We start from the raw sequence: 19,813 nt of genomic DNA, 5'->3' as shown, positions 1-19,813 counted from the left end.
GCGTTGGCCTTAGACTCAATGTTGTGGTTCCATGACAAAGGGGTTTAGTACTTGAGTACCAAACCCCTTTGTCAACTATAGTTTTTACCCTAGATAGGGGCGCTAGTGCGCCAACAGGTGCGTTGACACCTTAACCTACTTATAAAGTTCGGTAGACAGGCGAAATGCCAGAATACCCGGCAACAGCGCGAGGGCGAGGGCGATGAAAATCTGAGTGTCTGAAAGGGGCATGTAAATACTCCTCAAGGCTGGGTAAACAATGCTCAACTAAACCCCCTGAAACCAGGGCGTTTGGTCTAGACCGATTGTTAACTAAGATGGGGGCGCTGACGAGGGTCATGGGTCTAACTGTTACAGAGCTTAATGGGGCTAGAGCTGGGCAAAGTCAAACCTTGGGCTGTAGCAATCCCCGGCTTGGGCTGGTAGGCTTAGGCCAGCCAGCGGCTACCCTTACTATCTGTGGTACCTCTCAGTAATGTTTGATGTGAATGCAGCTCAGCCGGTGCGCGGCGACTTTGACCGACAGATTTTGCGGGTGCAGCGAGATTTGCTGCGCATGGGCGCGCTAGTCGAAAATTCTTGCGTGCTGGCCAGGGAAGCGCTGTGCGATCGCAATCTCGACGCCGCCCAAAAACTCAAGGCCCACGACAAGCAGGTCGACCAGTTCTATCGTCAGATTGAGCTCGACTGTATGCACTTGTTTACTCTCCAGTCGCCGGAGGGCGAAGAACTGCGCCGCATCGGGGCTTTTATGCAGATGATTCGCGACCTAGAGCGAATCGGCGACTACGCCGAAGACGTTGGTGAGGTGGCGATTAAACTCTTTCCCTACCCGGTACACCCGCTGATGGGCCGGGTGCAGACCATGCTCGATCGCTGTCGGTCGATGGTGGCTATGAGCCTGTTGTCAGTCTCCAACCTCGATGCTGAGAGAGGTCTAGAGATTAAGCAAAAAGACGACGCCATCGACACCGACTACGACGAACTCTACGCCCTGCTAGCCCACCAGACTGACCTAGTCGGCTCAGTTGAGCCAACGGTGCTGCTGGTGCTCGCCATTCGCTACCTAGAGCGCATTGCCGACCACGCCACCAACATTGGCAAGCGGGTGGCCTACATTGTGACGGGTGAGAGAACTTAGGGGAGCGGGGGAGATGGGGCGTGGATGAGGCAAAATATGGCTTTGATGGATACCTCTCAAGGCCAGCAATGTGGGGCAAACCCCCAGCGCAGGGCTTCGCCAAAGACCCAAGTGCCAAAGCCAAAGCCTGTAAAAATGGTGAACACCTTTAAGTCCATGGTTTGCCCTAGGTTGTGGCCCTCTCCCAGATCGGTGACGATGCCCGCTTGGCAACCGTTTGGTCGTCAAAGAGCGACCCATACTGGCGCAGTCGCCAGAGCAATCTCGGCCAGGCAGGGAATCAGCGGCGCGATCATGTAGCCCTGTAAGAAAATCAGCCCTGCCGCGATCGCCAGCCACCCAAAGAGCCGATTGTGCTGCCGCATCCGCAGGGCCGGATCGGCGTCTTCCCAGTGAGGAAAGTCTGGGTTAGGTGTAGCCATGGTGGAATGACTCGAAATGCTTAACGGCGGGAGAACTGCCCTGATCAAACAAGCCCATAGGGGGAGGTCTACCTAGAAAACTAGCAATTCTAGATCGAATATGTCAGGAGATCTTGACTTTGCAAGCCTAGGGAATGGCAGCAGCCTGGGCCTACCGACGCAAGGCCAGACCATGAGCTGTTTAAGTTCTAGAAATTGGCCCGTTAGCTGGTTTAGTGCCGCACCATCGCCGTGAGTGCCAACACCCTGACAGGGGCAGACCTGAAACTCGACACCCAAGGCCATTTACAAAACGTTGCCTATCATTGACAAAAAGGTTTGACAGCGTCCCGTTTCCTGAGAAACTGGAAAGGTAACGTGGTCTGGGGGTATGAATGCCCTCCCTGTGGGCCTGCCCAGGGTTGCGTTGCCACCCAAAGCCCGGTTCATCTACAGCTGTAGCGGTTACACTTTGGCGTCGGCTGTACTTTCGGCTGCGGACAAAGGCCAGGCATCTGGTCATCTCCAGCGGTGCTTTGAGAGTGCGGTTAGGGCCGATTTTGCTACAGCGCCAACTCCAGCATGGGTTGTGGTTTTGTCGCGTTGCCGCAGGCGGGTAGTTTGGCCAAGCGTTGCTGATGTTGGCAGATCGCCTGGCCTGGGCACTCCAGTCATGAACAGTTTTAGGAACCATTCGCTACATGGAACTCTCGATCGCGGCTCTCCTGGCCAGCTTTGCCAAAGACAAGACCCACACCCTAAAATCCTTAGAAAAAAAGCTCCACTGCAACGATGACGCCAGCCAGCGCGATTTACAGATCGCCGTCGATGCCCTAGAGCGTCTAGGGGTGCTGGTCAAAGAGCGGGGCAAGTATCGCCGCGACCTGGCGGAAAATGTAGTTGAAGGCAAACTGCGCTGCTCTAGCAAGGGCTTTTGCTTTGCCATTCAAGATGAGGAAGGGGCCGACGATATCTACGTGCGCGAAAGCCAGCTGAATACGGCCTGGAATGGCGATCGCGTCTTGGTCAAAGTCACTAAGGAGGGCAGCCGTCGCCGCAGCCCCGAGGGCGAAGTGCAGCTCATTCTTGAGCGGGCCAACGCCTCAGTGCTGGCCCGCGTCAAGCAGGAGGCCGAAGAATACCGCGCCGTGCCCCTCGACGATCGCCTGCTGTTTGAGCTAGCCCTGGTGGAGAATGGCAGTCCCCTGGCGGAGGCCGTTGATCAGCTAGCCCATGTAGAAATTGTCCGCTACCCCCTGGGTCAGCATCCGCCCCAGGGTAGGGTGGCTCTGGTGCTCGGCAGCGACGCCGAAGCTGCCGCTGACATCGACATTGTCTACTGCAAGCACGACCTGCCCCGCAAGTTTTCTGACGCGGTGATGACCGCCGCGCAAAATCTGCCTACCCGAGTGCTCAAGGCCGACCTCAAAGACCGGGTCGACCTCCGCGAGGTGCTCACCGTCGCCATCGATGGCCCCAATGCCCAGGTGATTGACGATGCTCTTACCCTAGAGCGCACCACCGCCGGGCAATGGCGACTGGGCATTCACATCGCCGACATTGCCCACTACGTCGAGGCCCATTCCCCCATCGACCAGGAGGCGGCTAAGCGCGGCACCTCGGTGTATCTAGGGGATGAGGTCATTCCCATGCTGCCACCGCCGCTATCGGGGCCGCTGGGGTCGCTGCTGGCGGGCAAAGATCGGCTGGCCATCTCGGTGCTGGTCACCCTAGACGACACTGGTGCCGTACTGGAGTATGAGGTGCAGCCGACGGTAGTCGCCGTTGACCACCAAATCTCTTACCAAGAGGCCCAGGCGGTGATTGAGCGCGACAACACCGATGTGATCACGAGCTTGGGTATTAAACCCAAAGCCTTAAAATCGCTGGAGCCGGTGTACGACCTGCTTGATAACCTGCTTTACCTGAGCCAGGCCATCAAGCGTCAGCGGCTGCACCGGGGCTCCTTCGAGCTCAACCTGCCGGAGTATGACTTTCCCGCCGATGCGGGCGAGCCCCTGGCCCACTACCGATCGCCCAAGTTTCAGTACGACGACGAGGGGCTGCTAGGGGTGATGGTGACGGCCACCAGCCTGCCCTCTCGCCAGATTGTCACCGAGTGTATGCTGCTAGCTAACCAGCTGGTGGCTCAGCAGCTCAAGGCCCTGGGGGTGCCTGCCCTCTACCGTCTGCACCGCGCCCCCGACGCCCCCGACGTGCAGGAGCTGGTGAAGCTGGCCGAAAATATGGATATTCAGCTGACGCTGGCGGATGAAACCTCTCCCCAGCCCAAGGACTACCAAGGGTTTGTGGAGAAATTTGCTGCCTCGGAGGCCGAAAAAATTCTCACCTACCTGCTGCTGGAGACTATTCAGCCCGCCTTCTACAGTGTCCATGCCGACCTGCACTTTGGCCTGGGGCTGAGCGACGGCTACACCCATTTCACCTCGCCCTCGCGCCGCTACGCTGATTTGCTGGTGCACCGCATTTTGCACGCGGTGTTTGAGTCGGGGCGCGATCGCCGCTCCACCCGCTCCAAAGACCCGGCCAACCTGCGCCACAGCTCCTGCCACGGCCAGGTCAACTGGAATGTGCTGCCCCCCGAAATTCAGCACGAGCTAGAGGATGACCTGCCCCGCATTGCCATTCACCTGACTGAGCGCGAGCGGCTGGCCCAAGAGGCTGAGTCTGACCTGGAGGGGCTGAAGAAGGCCGAGTTTATGCGATCGCACACGGGCGAGGTCTTCCACGGGTTGATCACCGGGGTGCAGTCCTACGGCTTTTTTGTGGAGATCGAAGAGCTGCTGGTAGAGGGGCTGGTGCATGTTAGCTCGCTCAAGGACGACTGGTACGAGTACCGCGCCCGCCAGCAAAAACTCGTGGGCCGCAAAAATCGCCAGCAATATCGCCTTGGCGACAAGGTCGATGTGCAGGTCAAGAGTGTCGACTACTATCGCCAGCAGATCGACTTGGTGGCCGTCGGCGGCGGCAGCCAGGCCCCCGACGATGAGGACAGCGGCTACAGCGAAGATGACAATGGCGAGCCCATCGCCAGTGACACCGTTCGAGATGAGAGCGAGGAGTAGTAGGGGGCAGGTGGCCAGCCTTGGGAAGGTCACCTGAAGGACTAGGGCTGTGCTGACAAACCATTGCACCTGCATCAGACTTCAGCCTCTCCCCAGTCTAAATGCAGTAGAATTTGGCCCTAAACGTTTGCGGCGGCAGTGATTCTCATGGCACCAACCCCCTGGCTAGATGCAGCAATGGGCGGCACCGCCCTACTAATTTTGCTGGGGGGGCTGTGGATGCTCTTGAGCGGTGTGGGCGATATGGATCGCTGAGCCAGTTGCGCCCTGCGATCGCAGGGCGGCAGTAAGATAGCTCACCAGTTTGCTACCGCCATAGACCATGGTGATGGTAAATACTCCGCCCGCTACCCAAGACTGGGCCGTTTTAGCGATCCACAGTAGCGCCAGCACCAGAGTGATGACATCTAACACCAGCACCGGAAAGCGCGATCGCCAGCCTCCAGGCTGAATCGGCGTCGGGCTGTCGGGCTCTAGCCGAACACCTGCGGCTAGGTTAAACTCCACCAGACTGAGTAAAATCAGCGCCATGCCCCAGCCTAGGTATCCCAGTGCCGCCACCGAAAACCCCACCACCTGACCGGCAATGGTGAGCCAAACCACCCGCCGAAATCGCTGTAGTCGGTGATCGGGCTGATGCCGCTCTACCCGATCCACCTGTTGCAGGTCGAAGCGGGCCATATGAGCCTGTTCTAGACTCATCAGCATTAAAGCTATAGACAGCAGTCGATCAGGCCAGGGCTGGGGCTGGACAGCCTGGTACAGGAGCCCCACCGCTGCCGGAATAAACAATGCCGCCGCCAGGGCCGCAGATCGGTTTTTAACCACGGGGTTTGGTACACGCAATAAACGGCCTTAGCATACCGCTGGCTGAGCAAGTCTGCTTAACTTTTTGAGCAATTGATGACGGTTAAGGGTGTTTCGACTAGACAATATTCTTCTTCATGCCTCAAGTTATCAACGACTTTCTCGCCTGGGTTCAGCGTTGGCTCGTCGGTCTGGTCGCGGTGAAATTTCAGACATTATTAGACAAGTATTTATATCAAATTCTGCTTGACTGCCACCGATTTGACAGGGCGAATGCCATTTGCCCCTGCGGTTTGGCCTTTTGGCAATTGGGGTTAGGTGACTCGGACTTGCTTTGCTATTAGTTGGAACACGCTTAGGTCGAGGGCGCATCGCGCTGCCCCAGGTGCTCTTGCCCTAGGGTGACGATGCTGGCTACTACCAGTGCGATGCCCGCTACCTGACGGGCCTGGAGGCTTTCTTGGAGCACCACCCAGGCAATAACCACGGTAAACACCGGATTGCTCACCGCCACGATCGCCATGGAGGCCGCCCGCACCAGGTGAATGCCGATGTTGTAAAACAGCTGCCCCAGCAAGGTCAACCCGGCGGTGAGCAGGCTCAGCAGCCCCAGCGGCCCCCACTGCCCCAGGGGTACCTCAATGGTCACAAACGCCAGGCTCAGGGTTGAGAGCAAGGCCATGACAGCAAAGTTGATCAGGGTGTAGGGCACGGGGTGAATTTGCCGAAAGCAGATCTGCGCTACCACGGTCTGGGTGGCGTAGGCCAAGCTGGCCCCCAGAGCCGCTCCCACCCCTAGGCCCAGCGCCCCGTCCGCTGCCCCCGCGAAGCTGGGCACTACCAGCCCGCAGCCGATCAAGACGCCCACCGTCACCATCAGCCGGAGACGGCTGGGGCGCTGGCCCAGCACCAGCCATGACAGCAGCCCCGTGATCACTGGATGGGTAAAAAACAACACCGTGGCTACCCCGGCGGGGATGGAGGCGATCGCCACAAATAGCAGGGCCATAGCGATATACAACGAGCTGCTGCCCAGCAATGCCAGCCCTAGGGTCGATCGCTGCTGGGGTTGGCGTAGCTGGTGCAGGGCCTGGGTGGTGGTCGGGTACAGTCGGTAGGCGAGCCAGATCATAACTGGCAAGATCAGCAGCGATCGCAGCTGCAAGACCAATAGAGAATTCCCTAGGGTCGGCGGTAGCAGCCCGCCCCAGGTAGCCTGCCCCAGCAAACTGCTCTCCGAAAAAATGACTCGCACCACCACATTTTGTAGGGCCAGACAGAGTGAACCCAACACCACGATCAAAAATCCCTGCACTACCAACTCCTCATTTATTTTTCAGGACAACCTCTCAAGGGCGCCCTCTCAGCAACAGAATAAGGGGTAAGTCGCGGGGCAAAAGTAGTCGATGTCATGTCTCAGCTGGCGGCCCGCTAGGTGATGGCCTCGCTTAACCGCTCTGGGGATGGCCACGGCTGCATACCGAGCCACGTAAAAGATGCTTACAACGGCGGCCTATGCCCCCCGCTAGCCTCTAAGCTAAAGGAGTTTAGTTCAGCCTTGCCCATGACCCAGCCCGTAGCCGATATCACCACCCCCGTGGCGCTGCTGCAAACCTACGCCGCTGGACGGCGCGACTTTGCCAACCTGATGCTCTCAGAGGCCGACCTGGCCGGGGTTGACCTGAAGGGAGCTGATTTGAGCTATGCCGACCTCAGTGGCAGCGACCTAACCGGCGCTAACCTGCGCGGGGTTGACCTGAGCTATGCCAATCTGGCTGAGGCCGATTTGTCTGGGGCCGATCTGCGCGGAGCCATGCTGATTGGCACTAACCTCAAGACGGCCAACCTCACCGGGGCAACCCTCGCCGCCGCCGACTACGACCCCCAGGAGACTCATTTTCCAGCTGGGTTTGACCCAGTGCAGGGGGGGCTGACGAGCGATCGCAGCACCTAGGAGACACCATGGGCAAAACCAATGCCGCCCGCCTGCTCGATCGCCTTCAGCTGCCCTACGACCTGCTGGAGTATGACGTCGACCCCGACGATCTGGCCGCTGAGAGCACGGCAGCCAAACTGGGCCTGCCGCCGGAGCAGGTGTTTAAGACGCTGGTGGTGAAGGGCGATCGCAGCGGCGTCTGCCTGGCCGTCATCCCCGGCAGTGCCCAGCTCGATTTAAAGGCTCTAGCGGTGCTGGCGGGCGATCGCAAGACCGACACCGTGCCCCTCAAAGATGTGCAGCCCCTCACCGGCTACATTCGCGGCGGCGTCACTGCCCTGGGCACCAAAAAGGCTTACCCAGTGTATGTAGATGAGTCAATCCTCACTTTTGACCGGGTGGCGGTGTCGGCGGGCAAGCGGGGGCTAATGCTGTGGCTGGCCCCCCCAGACTACCTGACGGCAACCGAGGGAACGGTAGGCGCGATCGCCCGTATGGCCCCTTAACCGGCGGTCATACCCACCAGCCTCAGCGGGCGAAGTGATCGGGGGCTGCCCTGGCTGTGGTACTCGTTTGGGGACGAGGTGAGTGGCGATCGCCCGCTTTGCCTGCCAGCACACAACAGGGTGTGATCAAAAAAAAGGCACCCCTTTCGGAATGCCTTTCACTGCTCCAGCTACAGCACAAAGCTGAATCGACGGCGCAAACTAAGCGAGCTGATGTAGCTCATCCTCAAGCTGACGTAACAGCTGATCGTTCCCCTGAGAACGAGCCACCTCAATACGATGCTGGATCGACTGTTGAACGTTGACGCGGTGGGCCGCCGTCGCTTCGCGCAGCAGATGTCGCCGCGCCTTTAGCCCTGAGCCTGCGGCCGCGCGCCCGGCCTGAAAAATGGGCTGACGCTGGGCCACCTCCGTCGGAGGCTGTACCTGCCCTAGGGCATTGGTGCTGTAGTCCACACCGCGATAGGTGTAGTTGGCCACCGGCTGGGGTACCGGCATGTGGCTCACATACTTAAAGTGAGTCGGGCGACCTCGGTAGCACCCGGTCAGCTCACTGTCACGCACTTCGAGAGAAGGCGGGTTATAGTCGTAATCTACGCCGCGATAGCAAAGTTTCATGTCACGCCTCCTGTTGACTAAGGATTTAACAAACTGCCTAAGCAGGGTGCGTTCCTTCAGGAGTCAGGCTCCTTACTTCCGTCTAGGGCGCGACGGGAGCAACATGCCCCGGATGGCCTCAGATGAACGTCAACTTACTTTCTGTATTCGATTTTACCGAATATTCCAGATGTCAGCAACTCATGGGATTTTGACTCATGCCCTATCCGTCGGTGTGAAAGCCTGGCTAGACAAGGCTTGGGCGTTAAAAGGGCGGCGATCGCAACGCTGCAATTCTTTACTTTCGAGAGCAAAATCTCCCGCAGGCAGAGGCGAGACTTGTCTGGGCGGAAATGGCCGCGATCGCCGTGCCCATGCTGTCGGGCTGCCGCCATTAGACTATGCTGGATATGTAACAGTTGCTTAACAACTGCCTCCCACCATCTGCGGGGTTGCCCCATCTATGAAATGCATTATCAATCGCCGGGCGCAGTTTTCTGCCAGTCACCGCTACTGGCTGCCCGAGCTCAGCGAGGCTGAAAATATTCAGCAGTTCGGGCTCTGCGCCAATGCCCCTGGTCACGGCCACAATTACGTGCTCTACGTGGCCATGGAGGGCGATCTCGATGAGTACGGCATGGTGCTCAACCTGTCTGACGTTAAGCATGTGATCAAAAAAGAAGTCACCAGCCAGCTTGACTTTGCCTACCTCAACGATGTCTGGCCCGAGTTTGAGCGCACCCTGCCCACCACCGAATTTATGGCCAAAGCCATCTGGGATCGCCTCGCCCCCCATTTGCCCATCGTCAACATTCAGCTTTTCGAGCATCCCGAACTCTGGTCCGACTACTCAGGTAACGCCATGGAAGCCTTTCTCACCGTCAGCACCCACTTTAGCGCCGCCCACCGCCTGGCCTCGCCCCGCCTCAGCTTCGAAGAAAACTGCGAGATCTACGGCAAGTGCGCCCGCCCCAATGGCCACGGCCACAACTATCACCTAGAGGTCACCGTCAAGGGAGAAATCGACCCCCGCACCGGTATGCTGGTCGACCTAGTTGCCCTCCAATCTGCCATTGATAATCACGTAGTAGAGCCCTTCGACCACACCTTCCTCAACAAAGACATTCCTTACTTTGCCGAGGTGGTGCCCACCGCCGAGAATATCGCAGTCCACATTCGCGACCTGCTGCAAGGGCCGATCGCTGACCTAGGCGCTAGCTTGCACAAGGTGAAGCTAATCGAAAGCCCTAACAACTCTGCCGAAGTCTACGCATCGGTGCCCCTAGACGGCAGCGCTGTGGCGGCTAAGCCTGAGTTGGCAGCGGTGTAGAGCCGATCAATTCGCAGGCAATAGCCCAGACCTCTAACCCTGGGCCAAGGGGCTGGCAATACCCAGGCGAGAGGCGCTGGGGTCTGCGGTCGGACGGGTTTGCAACCAGCCAAAGAAAGCCCCCGCTCCCACTAGAATGAGCGTGGTGCCCACCACGATTTGCAGCATGATGCTGTAGCGCATAGGGTCTCCTATCTCCTATCAGTATTCCAGCTCAAACAACATTCCTGCCCAGGGGCAAACTCGGCTCGCTGGGTCAGTTGCGGCGATATCGTGGGCGAGCCTTTTGTTAGAACGATCTAAGCCAGATTGAAGTGCTCCATATGGACGTTGGGTACAGGCACATCTAGGTCAAACAGCGCGGCTTCTACCGCGTCCATCATCACTGGGGCAGCGCAGATGAAGTATTGGCGGCTGCCTCGGTGTAGGGGAATGTAGCGATCGAGCAAGGCTTTGTCTAGGTAGCCCGTGTCGCCCTCCCAGCTGTCGTGGCCCTCGCGGGGAATATAGACGATGGTTAGATCTAGCTGGTCTTTCATCGCCTCTATCTCCTCCCGGTAGGTAAACTCGTCCCAGGATTTGGCGGCATAGATCAGCAAGAAGGGGCGGTCATCTTGACGGGCGATCGCCGTTTTGATCATGCTATACATCGGCGTAATGCCAATGCCTCCCGCAATCAGCACAAAGCCAGCGCTGTCCCAGTAGCGTTCGGTGGTAAATACTCCGTAGGGGCCATCCAGGTAGGCCCTGGTGCCCGGTTTCACGTCTTTGATGCGGCTGGTGAAGTCGCCCAGCGCTTTAATGCCAAACTCAATGCGATCGCCTTGATCCGCGCATGAGGACATGGAAAACGGGTGTTCTCGCATGTGTACGGGATGGACCCCTAGAGTCAACCAGGCAAACTGCCCCGGCTCGAAGGTAAAACCGTCGTGGCCGTGGGGACGCAGGGCCAGAGTATAGACGTCGCCCCGCTGGGGAATCACCGCTTCTACCAGGTAGGGCTTTTTGGTCATCATCCAGGGCTTGACCAGCCGCACATAGACGATCAGCCACAGGGCCGCCAGCACCAGCCCAGACCACAGCACTACCTGCCAAAACAGACTCAGGTAGTTGCCTACCAGCATGGCGTGGCCAAAGCCAAAGCCCACCGCCAGCACCGCCAGCACGCTGTGCAACAGCCGCCAGGGTTCGTAGGGAATCTTTAATGGCTGTCGCCAGATAGTGGTCACCACCATGACCAAAAATGCCAGGGTGCCGATGGTGGCCAACTGTGCCCGCAGCGGTGCCTGGGGAAAGTTCAGCAGTTGCAGCGTCTCGGGGTCGTGGATAAATAGAATGATCGGATGCACCACCACCATGGCAAAGGCGGCTAGGGAGGTAAAGCGGTGAAACTGAATTAAGATATCGCTGCCGTAGGACGTCTCGATGCGGTTGACTCGGGCGGTCAGCACAAACTGGAGTACCATCATCGCTAGGCCAATAAAGCCCAGGGCGACAGAAAACTCCACCCAGAAGCTGCGATTCACCGGGGTAGGGTGCAACAGCGCCACCGCCAGCGGAAACAGGCAGATCAGCACGTAGGCGACAATCCACAGGGCGGCCACGGCGATGGGGTTGTGCATCAACAGGCGTTGCATAAATGACCCCTAGGAATTTGTCATTCGGAACTTTATCGAAGCGCTGACGAGAGTACATCTGCCCGAGGATGGGTTAGCGAGAGAGAACGCTATCTCGCGCTTGAGCGATCGCACCGATAGACCCCATCTAACCCGAGAGGTTAAGGGGCCCTGAGCAAAACCTACAGATTCTGAGCCAGACTGGGTATGACTAACGACCAGGCTCGGCCGATGGCAAGAGCGGTCTTACCCTGCCCGATGGGTAAGCTCGGATTACAATAAACCCAGCATTGGACCTTGGCGATGGCAACGTTTAGCCGCACTTGGTGGGGAAAAAACTTTATCGATGCGATCGAGCGCCTGACCGACTCGGGGCGATTGCAGCGGGGGCGCTCCTACGCCAGCGGCGGCAAGGTCAAAAGCTTTGAGATTGACGGTGGGTTGGTCACCGCCAATGTGCGCGGGTCGGTGAACCCCTACTTTGGGGTAACCAAAGAACCCCTCTACACAACCACCATTGATTTTGCCCCCATCAGCAAAGCCAAGTGGGCAGCGGCGATCGCCCTGGTCGCCTCCAAAGCCAGCCTGATCTCCCGGCTGCTGCTAAACGAAATGCCCAACAATATCGAAGACAGCTTCAAAACCCTGGGGCTAAACTTGCTGCCCGCCAGCGCCAAAGACTTTAAGACCCAGTGCTCTTGCCCCGACTACAGCAACCCCTGCAAACACATCGCCGGGGTCTATTACCTGATTGCTGCCGAGCTCGATCGCGATCCCTTCCTGCTCTTCGAGCTGCGAGGGTTGCCCAGGGCCGAGCTCCAGGCAGAGCTAGCCAAATCGCCCCTCGGCCAGGCTCTCTCAGCAGAGCTCTCGGCCCAGGTGTGCCCCCCCGACCCCGTAGAGCACTACTACACCCAGCCCCAGGTCGCCGAAGCGTCGGCTCCTAGCCTGAAGGCGTTTTGGCAGGGAGAGAAGCGCCTGCCCCAGACCATTGAAGTCGCCACGCCATCGGCAGTGCCTGCCATTTTGGTCAAAAAGCAGGGCGATTTTCCCGCTTTTTGGAGCCGTGACAACTCGTTTATTGAGGCGATGGAAAGCCTCTACGACCGGGTGCGCAGCAAAAACAAAGACCGCTTGTAGACAACATCCTCGGCGCTGGAGGGTGGGCCGTGCCTACCATGGGGAAGGAAAATTCCCAGACATCACCTTGGGCGTCACCGGCAAAAAATAGTGCTATGCCAATCTGGGGGAAACTCACGGTGATTGCTGACCACTCCCCATCAGGGCTCACCTTGACGCAACTTTAAAGAAATTGCTGAGTTGACTAACTTTGCCCGAGGTTGGGAACTCTATCTCCGAGAACAATCTCTGCTATAAAACAGCGACTGTTGAAGGGATCGCGATGAGCAACGTGACTGCGGCTATATTGTTGGCCATTGGCCTAACCCTGCATTCCCAAGGGGAAACCCACCCAATTTTGGCGGCTATCGGCATTGTGTTTGCCATGGCGTTCTTTTTATTGATGTATCTTCAATACCCCGTCTTATTTATCGGCTCAGCTCGATATCCCCTGGCGAGAAAGTGTTTTCCGCTGGTGCGCTGGGCGATATTTGGCATCTATTTCGCAGACCTGGGCACCCGGCTCCTAGTCTATAACGGTGGCCCTCAGTGGACTGTGTCTGTCCATGCCTACAGTATTTGGGCTGGGGTTTACCTGGTGGCCTACAGCCTGGCGATTTTGACCGGCCCGCCTCGGCAGCGGCGACGCAAGCAGCTGTTTCAGGTCTACAGCCGGCGGCGCTGGGCTGGTCAACTCGTCCCTGTTCCGGTTAGATAAACCCCATTCCTGTCCAACTGTGGGGTTTGGCCTGTGGAAAAACTCCAGATTCCTCGCTGGCCTCGCAGCCCAACTTTAGCCTGGCCCACCCCCAGACCAATTTAATTTCGATTTGGGGCCTCACTAGGAGGGGCCGAGGGCCGAAATCAGGCTTTGGCTCAGTCTGCATTGGGATGTTTTGGGGATGAAATGCCCTAAGGCGTTCTCCAGCAAGCATCATAGTGGTTGGATGAGTCTCAGGATCGCCAACCCCATGCGTCACCTCTATTTTCTTGTGCCGGGCACCGGCAAGCGCTACCACTGTGGCGGGCTGTTTGCTGAGCTTAAGATGCTCAAGCTGGCCCAGCAGGTCTGCTCTGCCGAGGTGGTCACCTACGACCAGCGGGAGTCAGACACCTTGTTTCTCGACGACCTGCTGCGGCAGCCCAATCTTGACAACAGCATTTTTGTGGTGAGCTGGGGTTTTCACATTCCCCGCCTGGTGAAGCGACTGCGGGGCCACCAAGTGGTTTATCACGCCCACAGCAGTGGCTACGGGTTTACCCTGCCGGGGGAGATTCCGATTCTCACCGTTAGCCGCAACTCTATGGGTTACTGGGGGCAAAAACGGCCCACGGGGCTGCTGTTTTATCTGCCCAACCAGATTTCGCCGGAGTTTACTAACCAAGCCCAGCCCAGGGATATCGACGTGCTGGTGCAGGTGCGCAAGTCGTCAGATTATCTCCTCAACCAGCTGGTGCCAGCCCTAGAAACCCGCTGTAACGTGGTCACTTTGACCGGGTTTGTGGATGACCTCTCGGTGCTGTTCAACCGCAGCAAGGTCTTTCTCTACGACTCGGCAGAATACTGGGCGCTAAGCCGGGTGAGCGAGGGGTTTGGTCTGCCCCCAATGGAGGCGATGGCCTGCGGTTGCCAGGTCTTTAGCAGCGTCAACGGAGCGCTAGCCGACTATCTAGACCCTGGGTTTAACTGCTACAAGATCGGCGTGCACTCGGTGGGGTATGACTGCGATCGCATTCTCACCGCCTGCCAAACTCCTGTCCCCCTTGCCATGACCCCAGCAGATCTAGCCCCCTACCGCGCCGACGCCCTAATGCCAAGGCTGGCGGTGATTCTCAAAGAGATCAACCAGTTTTTCGACTACCGCGCCAAGCACCCCGCCGACATTCATGACCTGACCCAATCGCGCCTGGCTCGCCTGTGGCTGCGGCGTACCGTCACTAAAGTTCGCAAAAAGCTAGGGAGATCCCAGGGGTAGGGAGTCGGGAGGCGGGGGAGCTTGGATGCCTGCCTCCACAGACCACCTATGACTCTGCGATCCCCAGCTTTTGGCTAGTAGGTTGGCAAAGGCACAGTCACACGAGACAATATAAGAACTGTAATATTTGAACCCTAGGCTGTGAACAACGCACCCGTACGCACCGTATCTGACGCCAAGCGCGACTTTTACGCCCACCACACTCGTCCTATCAACTCCATCTATCGGCGCGTGGTAGACGAGTTGATGGTAGAAATGCACCTGCTCTCGGTCAACGTTGACTTTGCCTACGACCCTATCTACGCCCTGGGCGTGGTCACCACCTTCGATCGCTTCATGGTGGGCTACGAGCCTGAGGCCGACAAGGCCTCCATTTTTAATGCTTTGTGCCGATCGATCAACAGCACTCCTGAGCATTATCGGGGTGACGCCGAAGCGGTCAAAAATACCGTAAATGGGCTCTCTCTCGACGACCTTAAAGGACAGTTTGAGAATCTGAGTGATGGTGGCGATGGCCTGCGCGGTACCCTATCTGCCGTAGCGGGCAAAGAAAAGTTTAAGTACAGCCGCCCCTTTGGCATTGGTCTCTACACCCTGGTAGAAGCCGTCGCCAAAGACGACGAATTAAAGGACAAAGAGACCGTCGAAGCGCTGTTTAAGAGCCTGGGCGAAAAGCTTAACTTCTCTACCGACAAGCTGCAAAAGGATGTCGAACTCTACCGCAGCAACCTGGAGAAGTTTGCCCAGGCCCAAGAGGTGATGAAAGACGTGATCGCCGCCGATCGCAAAAAGCGTGAAGACCGCAAAAAGGCTGCTGAAGCCGAGGCCGAAGCCATTACTGAACCTGTAGCGACCACTGGCGAGTCTACCGAAGTGGCTGAATAGTCTCCTAGTTTGGAGAGATGGGCAGAGGCAACCGTCCATGGGTGGACGGGTTGCTATCTGGCATGGACCAACCCACCCCTACCCCTCCCAGGAGGGGACAGTGGGCTTGCTTCGTTAAGGACTTTTCCAATCCCAAACTCAGGTTGGTTAGGTGGGGTAATTATGGGCGGCGGTGGTCACTGGGGGTGGGGCAGCAGCGACCTCAGCCCGCACCGCTCGGAACATGCCAAAGCGGCAAAGCCCAGCGCCAAAGGCTAGCCGCATTAGCAGCAGGGTGGGCACTTCCCGCACCGACTTTATCAAGCCCGGCAGGCCAAACTTGACTAGCCCCGCTGGCCGGACAATGCCCTGCCAGATCGAATCAAGCCATGAGGGCAGCGTGGCTTGGGTCCAGTCGGCGGTGTCGACCTGGCCTGCCACAAGCCCTGTGGACTCTAGCTGTTCGGCAAAGCCTTCAATGCTGGCAAAGGCGGGGTGAGACCACTGGTCGAGCAGCTGTCGCATTACCGGCTTTTCCCAGGCGTTGAGTGGAACCCTGCGATCGTCCCGCTGGTTCCAATCGGCGACGACTAAAATACCGCCGGGTTTTAGCACCCGCAGCAGCTCGCGAGCAAATACGGCCTTGTCGGGCATGTGGGGGCCAGCCTCCACTGACCAAACCACATCAAAGCTGGCATCGGGGAACGACAGCGCCATGGCGTCATCGACCTGAAACCGGGCCGAGACCCCAGCGGCAGTCAGCTCCTGCGCCCGTCTGACTTGGTTGGGGCTGATAGTAACGCCGGTGACCGCAAACCCGTAGTCGCGGGCCAAAATTCGGCTGCTGCCGCCGATGCCACAGCCCACATCGAGCACGGTGGTGCCCGCTGGCAGGCGGTCTAAGCCCCCCCAGCGCACCATCTCATGGACAAAATCTGCCTTGGCGGCCAAAAAGGCTTTGCGGCGCGGCGGCGACCCGTAGTGACCGAGGTGAATGTGCTCACCCCAGTAAAATTCTAAAATGCCGTCTTCAGTCCACTGGTCGTAGGAGTTGGCCACCGAGTCGGCAGACTCGTAACGGCGGGGTGTCAGAAAGTAGACCGCTAGCCCCGCCGCTGGTAGCGCCAGCAGCAGGCTGAAAATGCCAATCGAGTTCATTGCAGGGGAGCACCGCCAAAAAAGTTGAATCGCTGATTATGTACCTATTGTGACAAGGTTGCGGCTCTCGATCAACTTGAATGCAGTGTTTGTGGTGGCGTGCGATCGCCCTTGCAAATAAAAACCCCCGGCATAAGCCGGGGGAAACCCCATCAGGAGACGCCTGTCTGACGTGCAAGTTATGAAAAACTAAGCCGCCCTGTTAGCGCTTAGGTCTACCTTACCTAATCAGCCACCTCCCTGGGTATGATCACTGAGAGTTTACAGAAATATCACGGCCAGCTTTAAAGACGGCTCACATAACCTCGGAAGTTCTACGGTGTTGCCTGCAATGGTTCTCCCGTTGCCGCTGGCAATTGACTATACCCTAGGAGAGAGAACCCTGGGAGTTTTGAGCTACACAACCCGATGATTGTGACCGTCGCTAGCTTTAAAGGGGGCGTAGGCAAAACGACCACCGCTATCCATCTGGCGGCTTTTCTCCAGGGCCATGCCGAAACGCTGCTGATAGATGCCGACCCCAATGGCTCAGCCTTGGCCTGGGCCAGCCGCGGTGAGCTGCCCTTTTGGGTGGTTGACCCTTGGCAGGCTAACGATATTCCCCGCCCCCATGGCCATGTGGTGATCGACACCCCGGCGCGCCCCACCAGGGACGATTTAGCCGAGCTGGCCGCCACCTGTGACTTACTGGTGCTGCCGACGACGCCAGATATTCTGGCGTTAGATGCCCTGGCTCTGACGGTGCAACACCTGGCTGGCATACCCAGCCAGCCCTACCGCATCCTGCTGACGATGATACCCCCGTACCCCAGTCGGGCGGGGGCGGAGGTGCGGGCTATGCTCACCACGACCGGTCTGCCCCTGCTGGCGGGGGGCATTCGTCGCTATGCGGCCTTTCAAAAGGCGGCCCTAGCCGGTACGGCGGTCTACGATGTCAAAGACCCCAAGGCGGAGGCCAGTTGGCAAGACTATGTGGCGATCGGCAAAGAGATTTTGGCTTTGGTGCCAGTGATAGAGCCATGAACCTCTGGTTGTGCCCCGGCGCTAACCCATCCAGAATCCTTCGGTTCTCCCCACTACGGACAGATGAGAGGTTAGTTAACAGTTCGTTACAATGAGGCCATGGATAGAGAATTACGTCCCAGGATGGCCCTCTCTATCCTCAGGTTTTGATTATGAGGTGCCCTATGAATGGCAACTTGCGAGTAGGGAATTTGTTTGGCATTCCCTTTTATGTGAATGTGTCGTGGTTTTTGGTGCTGCTGCTGGTGACCTGGCAGTACGGCAGCGGTTTGGCGGTGGCGTTTCCCTACTTGGGTGGGGCGCTGCCCTGGGTGCTGGGTTTGGCTTCGGCACTGATGTTGTTTGCTTCGGTACTGGCCCACGAGCTGGGCCACAGTTTTGCAGCGCTGCGCCAGGGCATTGGGGTGAACTCGATTACGCTGTTTTTGTTTGGCGGCTTGGCGGCCCTAGAGAAAGAGTCTGAGACGCCTAAGGGTGCGTTTTGGGTGGCGATCGCAGGCCCCCTGGTGAGTTTTGCCCTGTTTGGGCTGTTCTCTGTGGCTGGGCAGGTGCTGCCCCTAACTGGCCCGATCGCCGGCATTGTCGGCCTGCTGGCTTACATCAATCTAGCGCTGGGTGCCTTTAACCTGATCCCTGGCCTGCCCCTAGACGGCGGCAACGTGCTGAAGTCGATCGTTTGGCAGATTACCGGCCAGCCTTACAAGGGTCTGGTGTTTGCCAGCCGCGTCGGTCAGGTAATCGGCTGGAGTGCGATCGCCCTGGGTGCCGCCTCCATCGTTGGACTGAGCCCCATTGGCAGCCTGTGGACGCTGCTGATTGGCCTCTTTATGCTGCAAAACGCCAACCGCACGGCCCAGTTTGGTGAATTTCAGGGACGCTTAACCGGCCTCACGGCGGCTGATGCGGTTGCTCCCGACAGCCCAGTCATTGCTGCTGCGGTGTCTCTGCGAGAGTTTGCCGACGATGCCCTGCTGGCGGCCCCTTCGGCATGGCGCAAGTTTTTGGTGGCCGATGCCACGGGGCGTCTGGTGGGCACGGTGCTGATAGATGCGCTCAAGCAGGTGCCCCGTGAGCAATGGGAAACCACTTCCGTCGCGGCCATCATGGCCTCTGCTGAGGACATCGCTACCGTGGAAGCAGCTCGTCCTCTCCTGGAAGTGATGCAGACGCTAGAAAGCCAGAAGGTTCAGACCCTGGCTGTCATTCAAAGCGACGGTTCTCTCTCGGGGCTGATTGAGAAAGCCACCATTCAAGCCTTAGCCCTGGGTCGCCTGTCGCGCTCTGAGCTACAGATGAGCTAACCGATTTGCGATCGCTTAAATAAAATCGCTTAAACAAAGAGGGGGAACTCGTCGCGTGAGTTCCCCCTCTTTGCTTTGGGTCGATATTAGGGCTTAGCCTACAACCCTAACCCGTACGGCTTGGATGCTTTCGACCAGCTGGCGCACCACGGCCACCATGGCCAGCGAATTGTCGAGCTTGTTGACCGCAGAGCCAACACCGACCCCAGCGGCCCCAGCGGCGATCGCCATGGGAGCTGTTACATCCGACAGGCCCGATGCACAGAGCACAGGCACATTGACTGCTCGCGAAATCGCGTGGGCCGCCGCCAGGGTAGGTGCTGCCTTCTCAATCAGCCCCAGGGTGCCGGGGTGAGCAGGCTGGCTAGAGGTGCCGCCCTCGGTTTGAATGATGTCGGCTCCAGCTTCTACCAGCGCTTCGGCCAGGCTGACCTGCTCATCGAGCGCCAGAATGTGGGGCACCGTGACCGACAGAGTGATCTCGGGCAGCAGGGCACGGGTGCGACGGGTGAGTTCTAGCACTTCGGGGGCCTCAAAGCGGCGACCCTGGGCGTAGAAAGCGTCGAAGTTGCCAATTTCGATTAGGTCAGCGCCAGCGGCTACGGGGGCGAGGAAGGCTTCAGCCTCAATGGCGGAGACGCAGATGGGCAATGTGGTGGCAGCCTTGGCCAGACGCACTAGGTCGGCATCGGCGGCGATATCCACAAAGGTGGCCCCGCCCTGGTCGGCGGCTTTGACCACGGCCACGACCCGCTGGGGGTCAAAGTTGGTGAGGCCGCTGATGATTTTGATGGCGCTGCGGGTGTCAAGGGCGCGTTGTAAGTCAGAGCGCATAGGTCTATCTCTCAAGATTGGGTCAGTGACCTGCCCATATCGAACTGGTTGGGCAGGCGCTAATTTGCCCTATTGTCGCATTGTCAGCCAAATTGCGGGCACCGAGATTTTCACCCCT

The 19,813-nt window shown here is 58.3% G+C and carries 19 protein-coding genes, 1 pseudogene and 1 riboswitch; of the genes and pseudogenes, 11 read left to right on the top strand and 9 right to left on the bottom strand.

The window, feature by feature from the left end; genetic code table 11:
• Positions 1 to 135: 135 nt before the first annotated feature.
• Positions 136 to 231, bottom strand: coding sequence for a photosystem I reaction center subunit XII (gene psaM / locus AC0QKW_RS16970; protein WP_275337355.1), 96 nt, complete (start codon positions 229 to 231; stop codon positions 136 to 138).
• A gap of 244 nt (positions 232 to 475) precedes the next feature.
• On the opposite strand from psaM, the gene phoU reads away from it, so the two are divergent.
• Positions 476 to 1,141 carry a phosphate signaling complex protein PhoU gene (phoU, locus tag AC0QKW_RS16965; RefSeq protein ID WP_473152270.1) on the top strand — a complete coding sequence of 222 codons (666 nt, stop codon included), beginning with the start codon at positions 476 to 478 and terminating at the stop codon, positions 1,139 to 1,141.
• Between the two features lie 260 nt (positions 1,142 to 1,401).
• On the opposite strand, the pseudogene AC0QKW_RS16960 reads toward phoU, so the two are convergent.
• Positions 1,402 to 1,563 (bottom strand): annotated as a pseudogene (locus AC0QKW_RS16960) (MFS transporter); the annotation flags it as partial.
• Between the two features lie 680 nt (positions 1,564 to 2,243).
• On the opposite strand from AC0QKW_RS16960, the gene AC0QKW_RS16955 reads away from it, so the two are divergent.
• Entirely contained in the window at positions 2,244 to 4,628 is a 2,385-nt protein-coding gene (locus AC0QKW_RS16955) for a ribonuclease R family protein (protein ID WP_473152269.1), read from the top strand.
• A 195-nt stretch (positions 4,629 to 4,823) separates the two neighbouring features.
• Here AC0QKW_RS16955 and AC0QKW_RS16950 read toward each other — a convergent pair whose 3' ends face one another.
• Both AC0QKW_RS16950 and AC0QKW_RS16945 read right to left on the bottom strand, forming a co-directional pair.
• Complete coding sequence (locus tag AC0QKW_RS16950; protein WP_473152268.1) at positions 4,824 to 5,456, bottom strand: hypothetical protein; 633 nt, start codon at positions 5,454 to 5,456, stop codon at positions 4,824 to 4,826.
• A gap of 334 nt (positions 5,457 to 5,790) precedes the next feature.
• Entirely contained in the window at positions 5,791 to 6,750 is a 960-nt protein-coding gene (locus tag AC0QKW_RS16945; RefSeq protein WP_473152267.1) for a DMT family transporter, read from the bottom strand.
• A 249-nt stretch (positions 6,751 to 6,999) separates the two neighbouring features.
• Between AC0QKW_RS16945 and AC0QKW_RS16940 the strand changes: the two genes are divergently transcribed.
• Entirely contained in the window at positions 7,000 to 7,389 is a 390-nt protein-coding gene (locus AC0QKW_RS16940) for an Alr5209 family pentapeptide repeat protein (protein ID WP_473152266.1), read from the top strand.
• Between the two features lie 8 nt (positions 7,390 to 7,397).
• Positions 7,398 to 7,877, top strand: coding sequence for a Cys-tRNA(Pro) deacylase (ybaK, locus tag AC0QKW_RS16935; protein ID WP_473152265.1), 480 nt, complete (start codon positions 7,398 to 7,400; stop codon positions 7,875 to 7,877).
• A 201-nt stretch (positions 7,878 to 8,078) separates the two neighbouring features.
• Here ybaK and pirA read toward each other — a convergent pair whose 3' ends face one another.
• Positions 8,079 to 8,495 (bottom strand): arginine synthesis PII-interacting regulator PirA, encoded by a 417-nt coding sequence (gene pirA / locus AC0QKW_RS16930; protein WP_473152264.1) that lies wholly within the window; start codon positions 8,493 to 8,495, stop codon positions 8,079 to 8,081.
• Between the two features lie 45 nt (positions 8,496 to 8,540).
• Positions 8,541 to 8,626: riboswitch (Glutamine riboswitch) on the bottom strand.
• Between the two features lie 311 nt (positions 8,627 to 8,937).
• Between pirA and AC0QKW_RS16925 the strand changes: the two genes are divergently transcribed.
• Positions 8,938 to 9,804 (top strand): 6-carboxytetrahydropterin synthase, encoded by an 867-nt coding sequence (locus AC0QKW_RS16925; RefSeq protein WP_473152263.1) that lies wholly within the window; start codon positions 8,938 to 8,940, stop codon positions 9,802 to 9,804.
• A gap of 33 nt (positions 9,805 to 9,837) precedes the next feature.
• On the opposite strand, the gene AC0QKW_RS16920 is transcribed toward AC0QKW_RS16925, so the two are convergent.
• On the bottom strand, positions 9,838 to 9,987 hold the full coding sequence (locus AC0QKW_RS16920) for a hypothetical protein (RefSeq protein WP_473152262.1): 150 nt from the start codon (positions 9,985 to 9,987) through the stop codon (positions 9,838 to 9,840).
• A gap of 116 nt (positions 9,988 to 10,103) precedes the next feature.
• Positions 10,104 to 11,441, bottom strand: coding sequence for a ferredoxin reductase family protein (locus AC0QKW_RS16915; RefSeq protein ID WP_473152261.1), 1,338 nt, complete (start codon positions 11,439 to 11,441; stop codon positions 10,104 to 10,106).
• 282 nt (positions 11,442 to 11,723) lie between these two features.
• Between AC0QKW_RS16915 and AC0QKW_RS16910 the strand changes: the two genes are divergently transcribed.
• From AC0QKW_RS16910 to psb29, 4 genes are all read left to right on the top strand, one after another.
• Complete coding sequence (locus AC0QKW_RS16910) at positions 11,724 to 12,560, top strand: SWIM zinc finger family protein (protein ID WP_473152260.1); 837 nt, start codon at positions 11,724 to 11,726, stop codon at positions 12,558 to 12,560.
• Positions 12,561 to 12,822: 262 nt separating this feature from the next.
• Positions 12,823 to 13,257, top strand: a complete 435-nt coding sequence (locus AC0QKW_RS16905) for a hypothetical protein (RefSeq protein ID WP_473152259.1) — start codon at positions 12,823 to 12,825, stop codon at positions 13,255 to 13,257.
• A 253-nt stretch (positions 13,258 to 13,510) separates the two neighbouring features.
• Positions 13,511 to 14,515 carry a glycosyltransferase gene (locus AC0QKW_RS16900; protein WP_473152258.1) on the top strand — a complete coding sequence of 335 codons (1,005 nt, stop codon included), beginning with the start codon at positions 13,511 to 13,513 and terminating at the stop codon, positions 14,513 to 14,515.
• A 141-nt stretch (positions 14,516 to 14,656) separates the two neighbouring features.
• Positions 14,657 to 15,400: a photosystem II biogenesis protein Psp29 gene (gene psb29 / locus AC0QKW_RS16895; RefSeq protein WP_473152257.1), complete on the top strand. Its 744-nt coding sequence runs from the start codon at positions 14,657 to 14,659 to the stop codon at positions 15,398 to 15,400.
• Between the two features lie 147 nt (positions 15,401 to 15,547).
• Here the strand turns inward: psb29 and AC0QKW_RS16890 are convergent, their stop codons facing one another.
• Positions 15,548 to 16,537: a methyltransferase domain-containing protein gene (locus AC0QKW_RS16890; protein ID WP_473152256.1), complete on the bottom strand. Its 990-nt coding sequence runs from the start codon at positions 16,535 to 16,537 to the stop codon at positions 15,548 to 15,550.
• Between the two features lie 408 nt (positions 16,538 to 16,945).
• Between AC0QKW_RS16890 and AC0QKW_RS16885 the strand changes: the two genes are divergently transcribed.
• A complete protein-coding gene (locus tag AC0QKW_RS16885) occupies positions 16,946 to 17,560 on the top strand; it encodes a ParA family protein (RefSeq protein WP_473152255.1) in 615 nt (204 codons plus the stop codon).
• A 164-nt stretch (positions 17,561 to 17,724) separates the two neighbouring features.
• Positions 17,725 to 18,861 (top strand): site-2 protease family protein, encoded by a 1,137-nt coding sequence (locus tag AC0QKW_RS16880; protein ID WP_473152254.1) that lies wholly within the window; start codon positions 17,725 to 17,727, stop codon positions 18,859 to 18,861.
• A gap of 93 nt (positions 18,862 to 18,954) precedes the next feature.
• On the opposite strand, the gene AC0QKW_RS16875 is transcribed toward AC0QKW_RS16880, so the two are convergent.
• On the bottom strand, positions 18,955 to 19,695 hold the full coding sequence (locus AC0QKW_RS16875) for a DUF561 domain-containing protein (RefSeq protein WP_473152253.1): 741 nt from the start codon (positions 19,693 to 19,695) through the stop codon (positions 18,955 to 18,957).
• Positions 19,696 to 19,813: the final 118 nt, after the last annotated feature.

The organism is Pseudanabaena sp. PCC 9330, from assembly GCF_055795045.1.
Note: the sequence above shows the minus strand (reverse complement) of the source record. Positions and strands in the feature narration are given on the sequence as shown.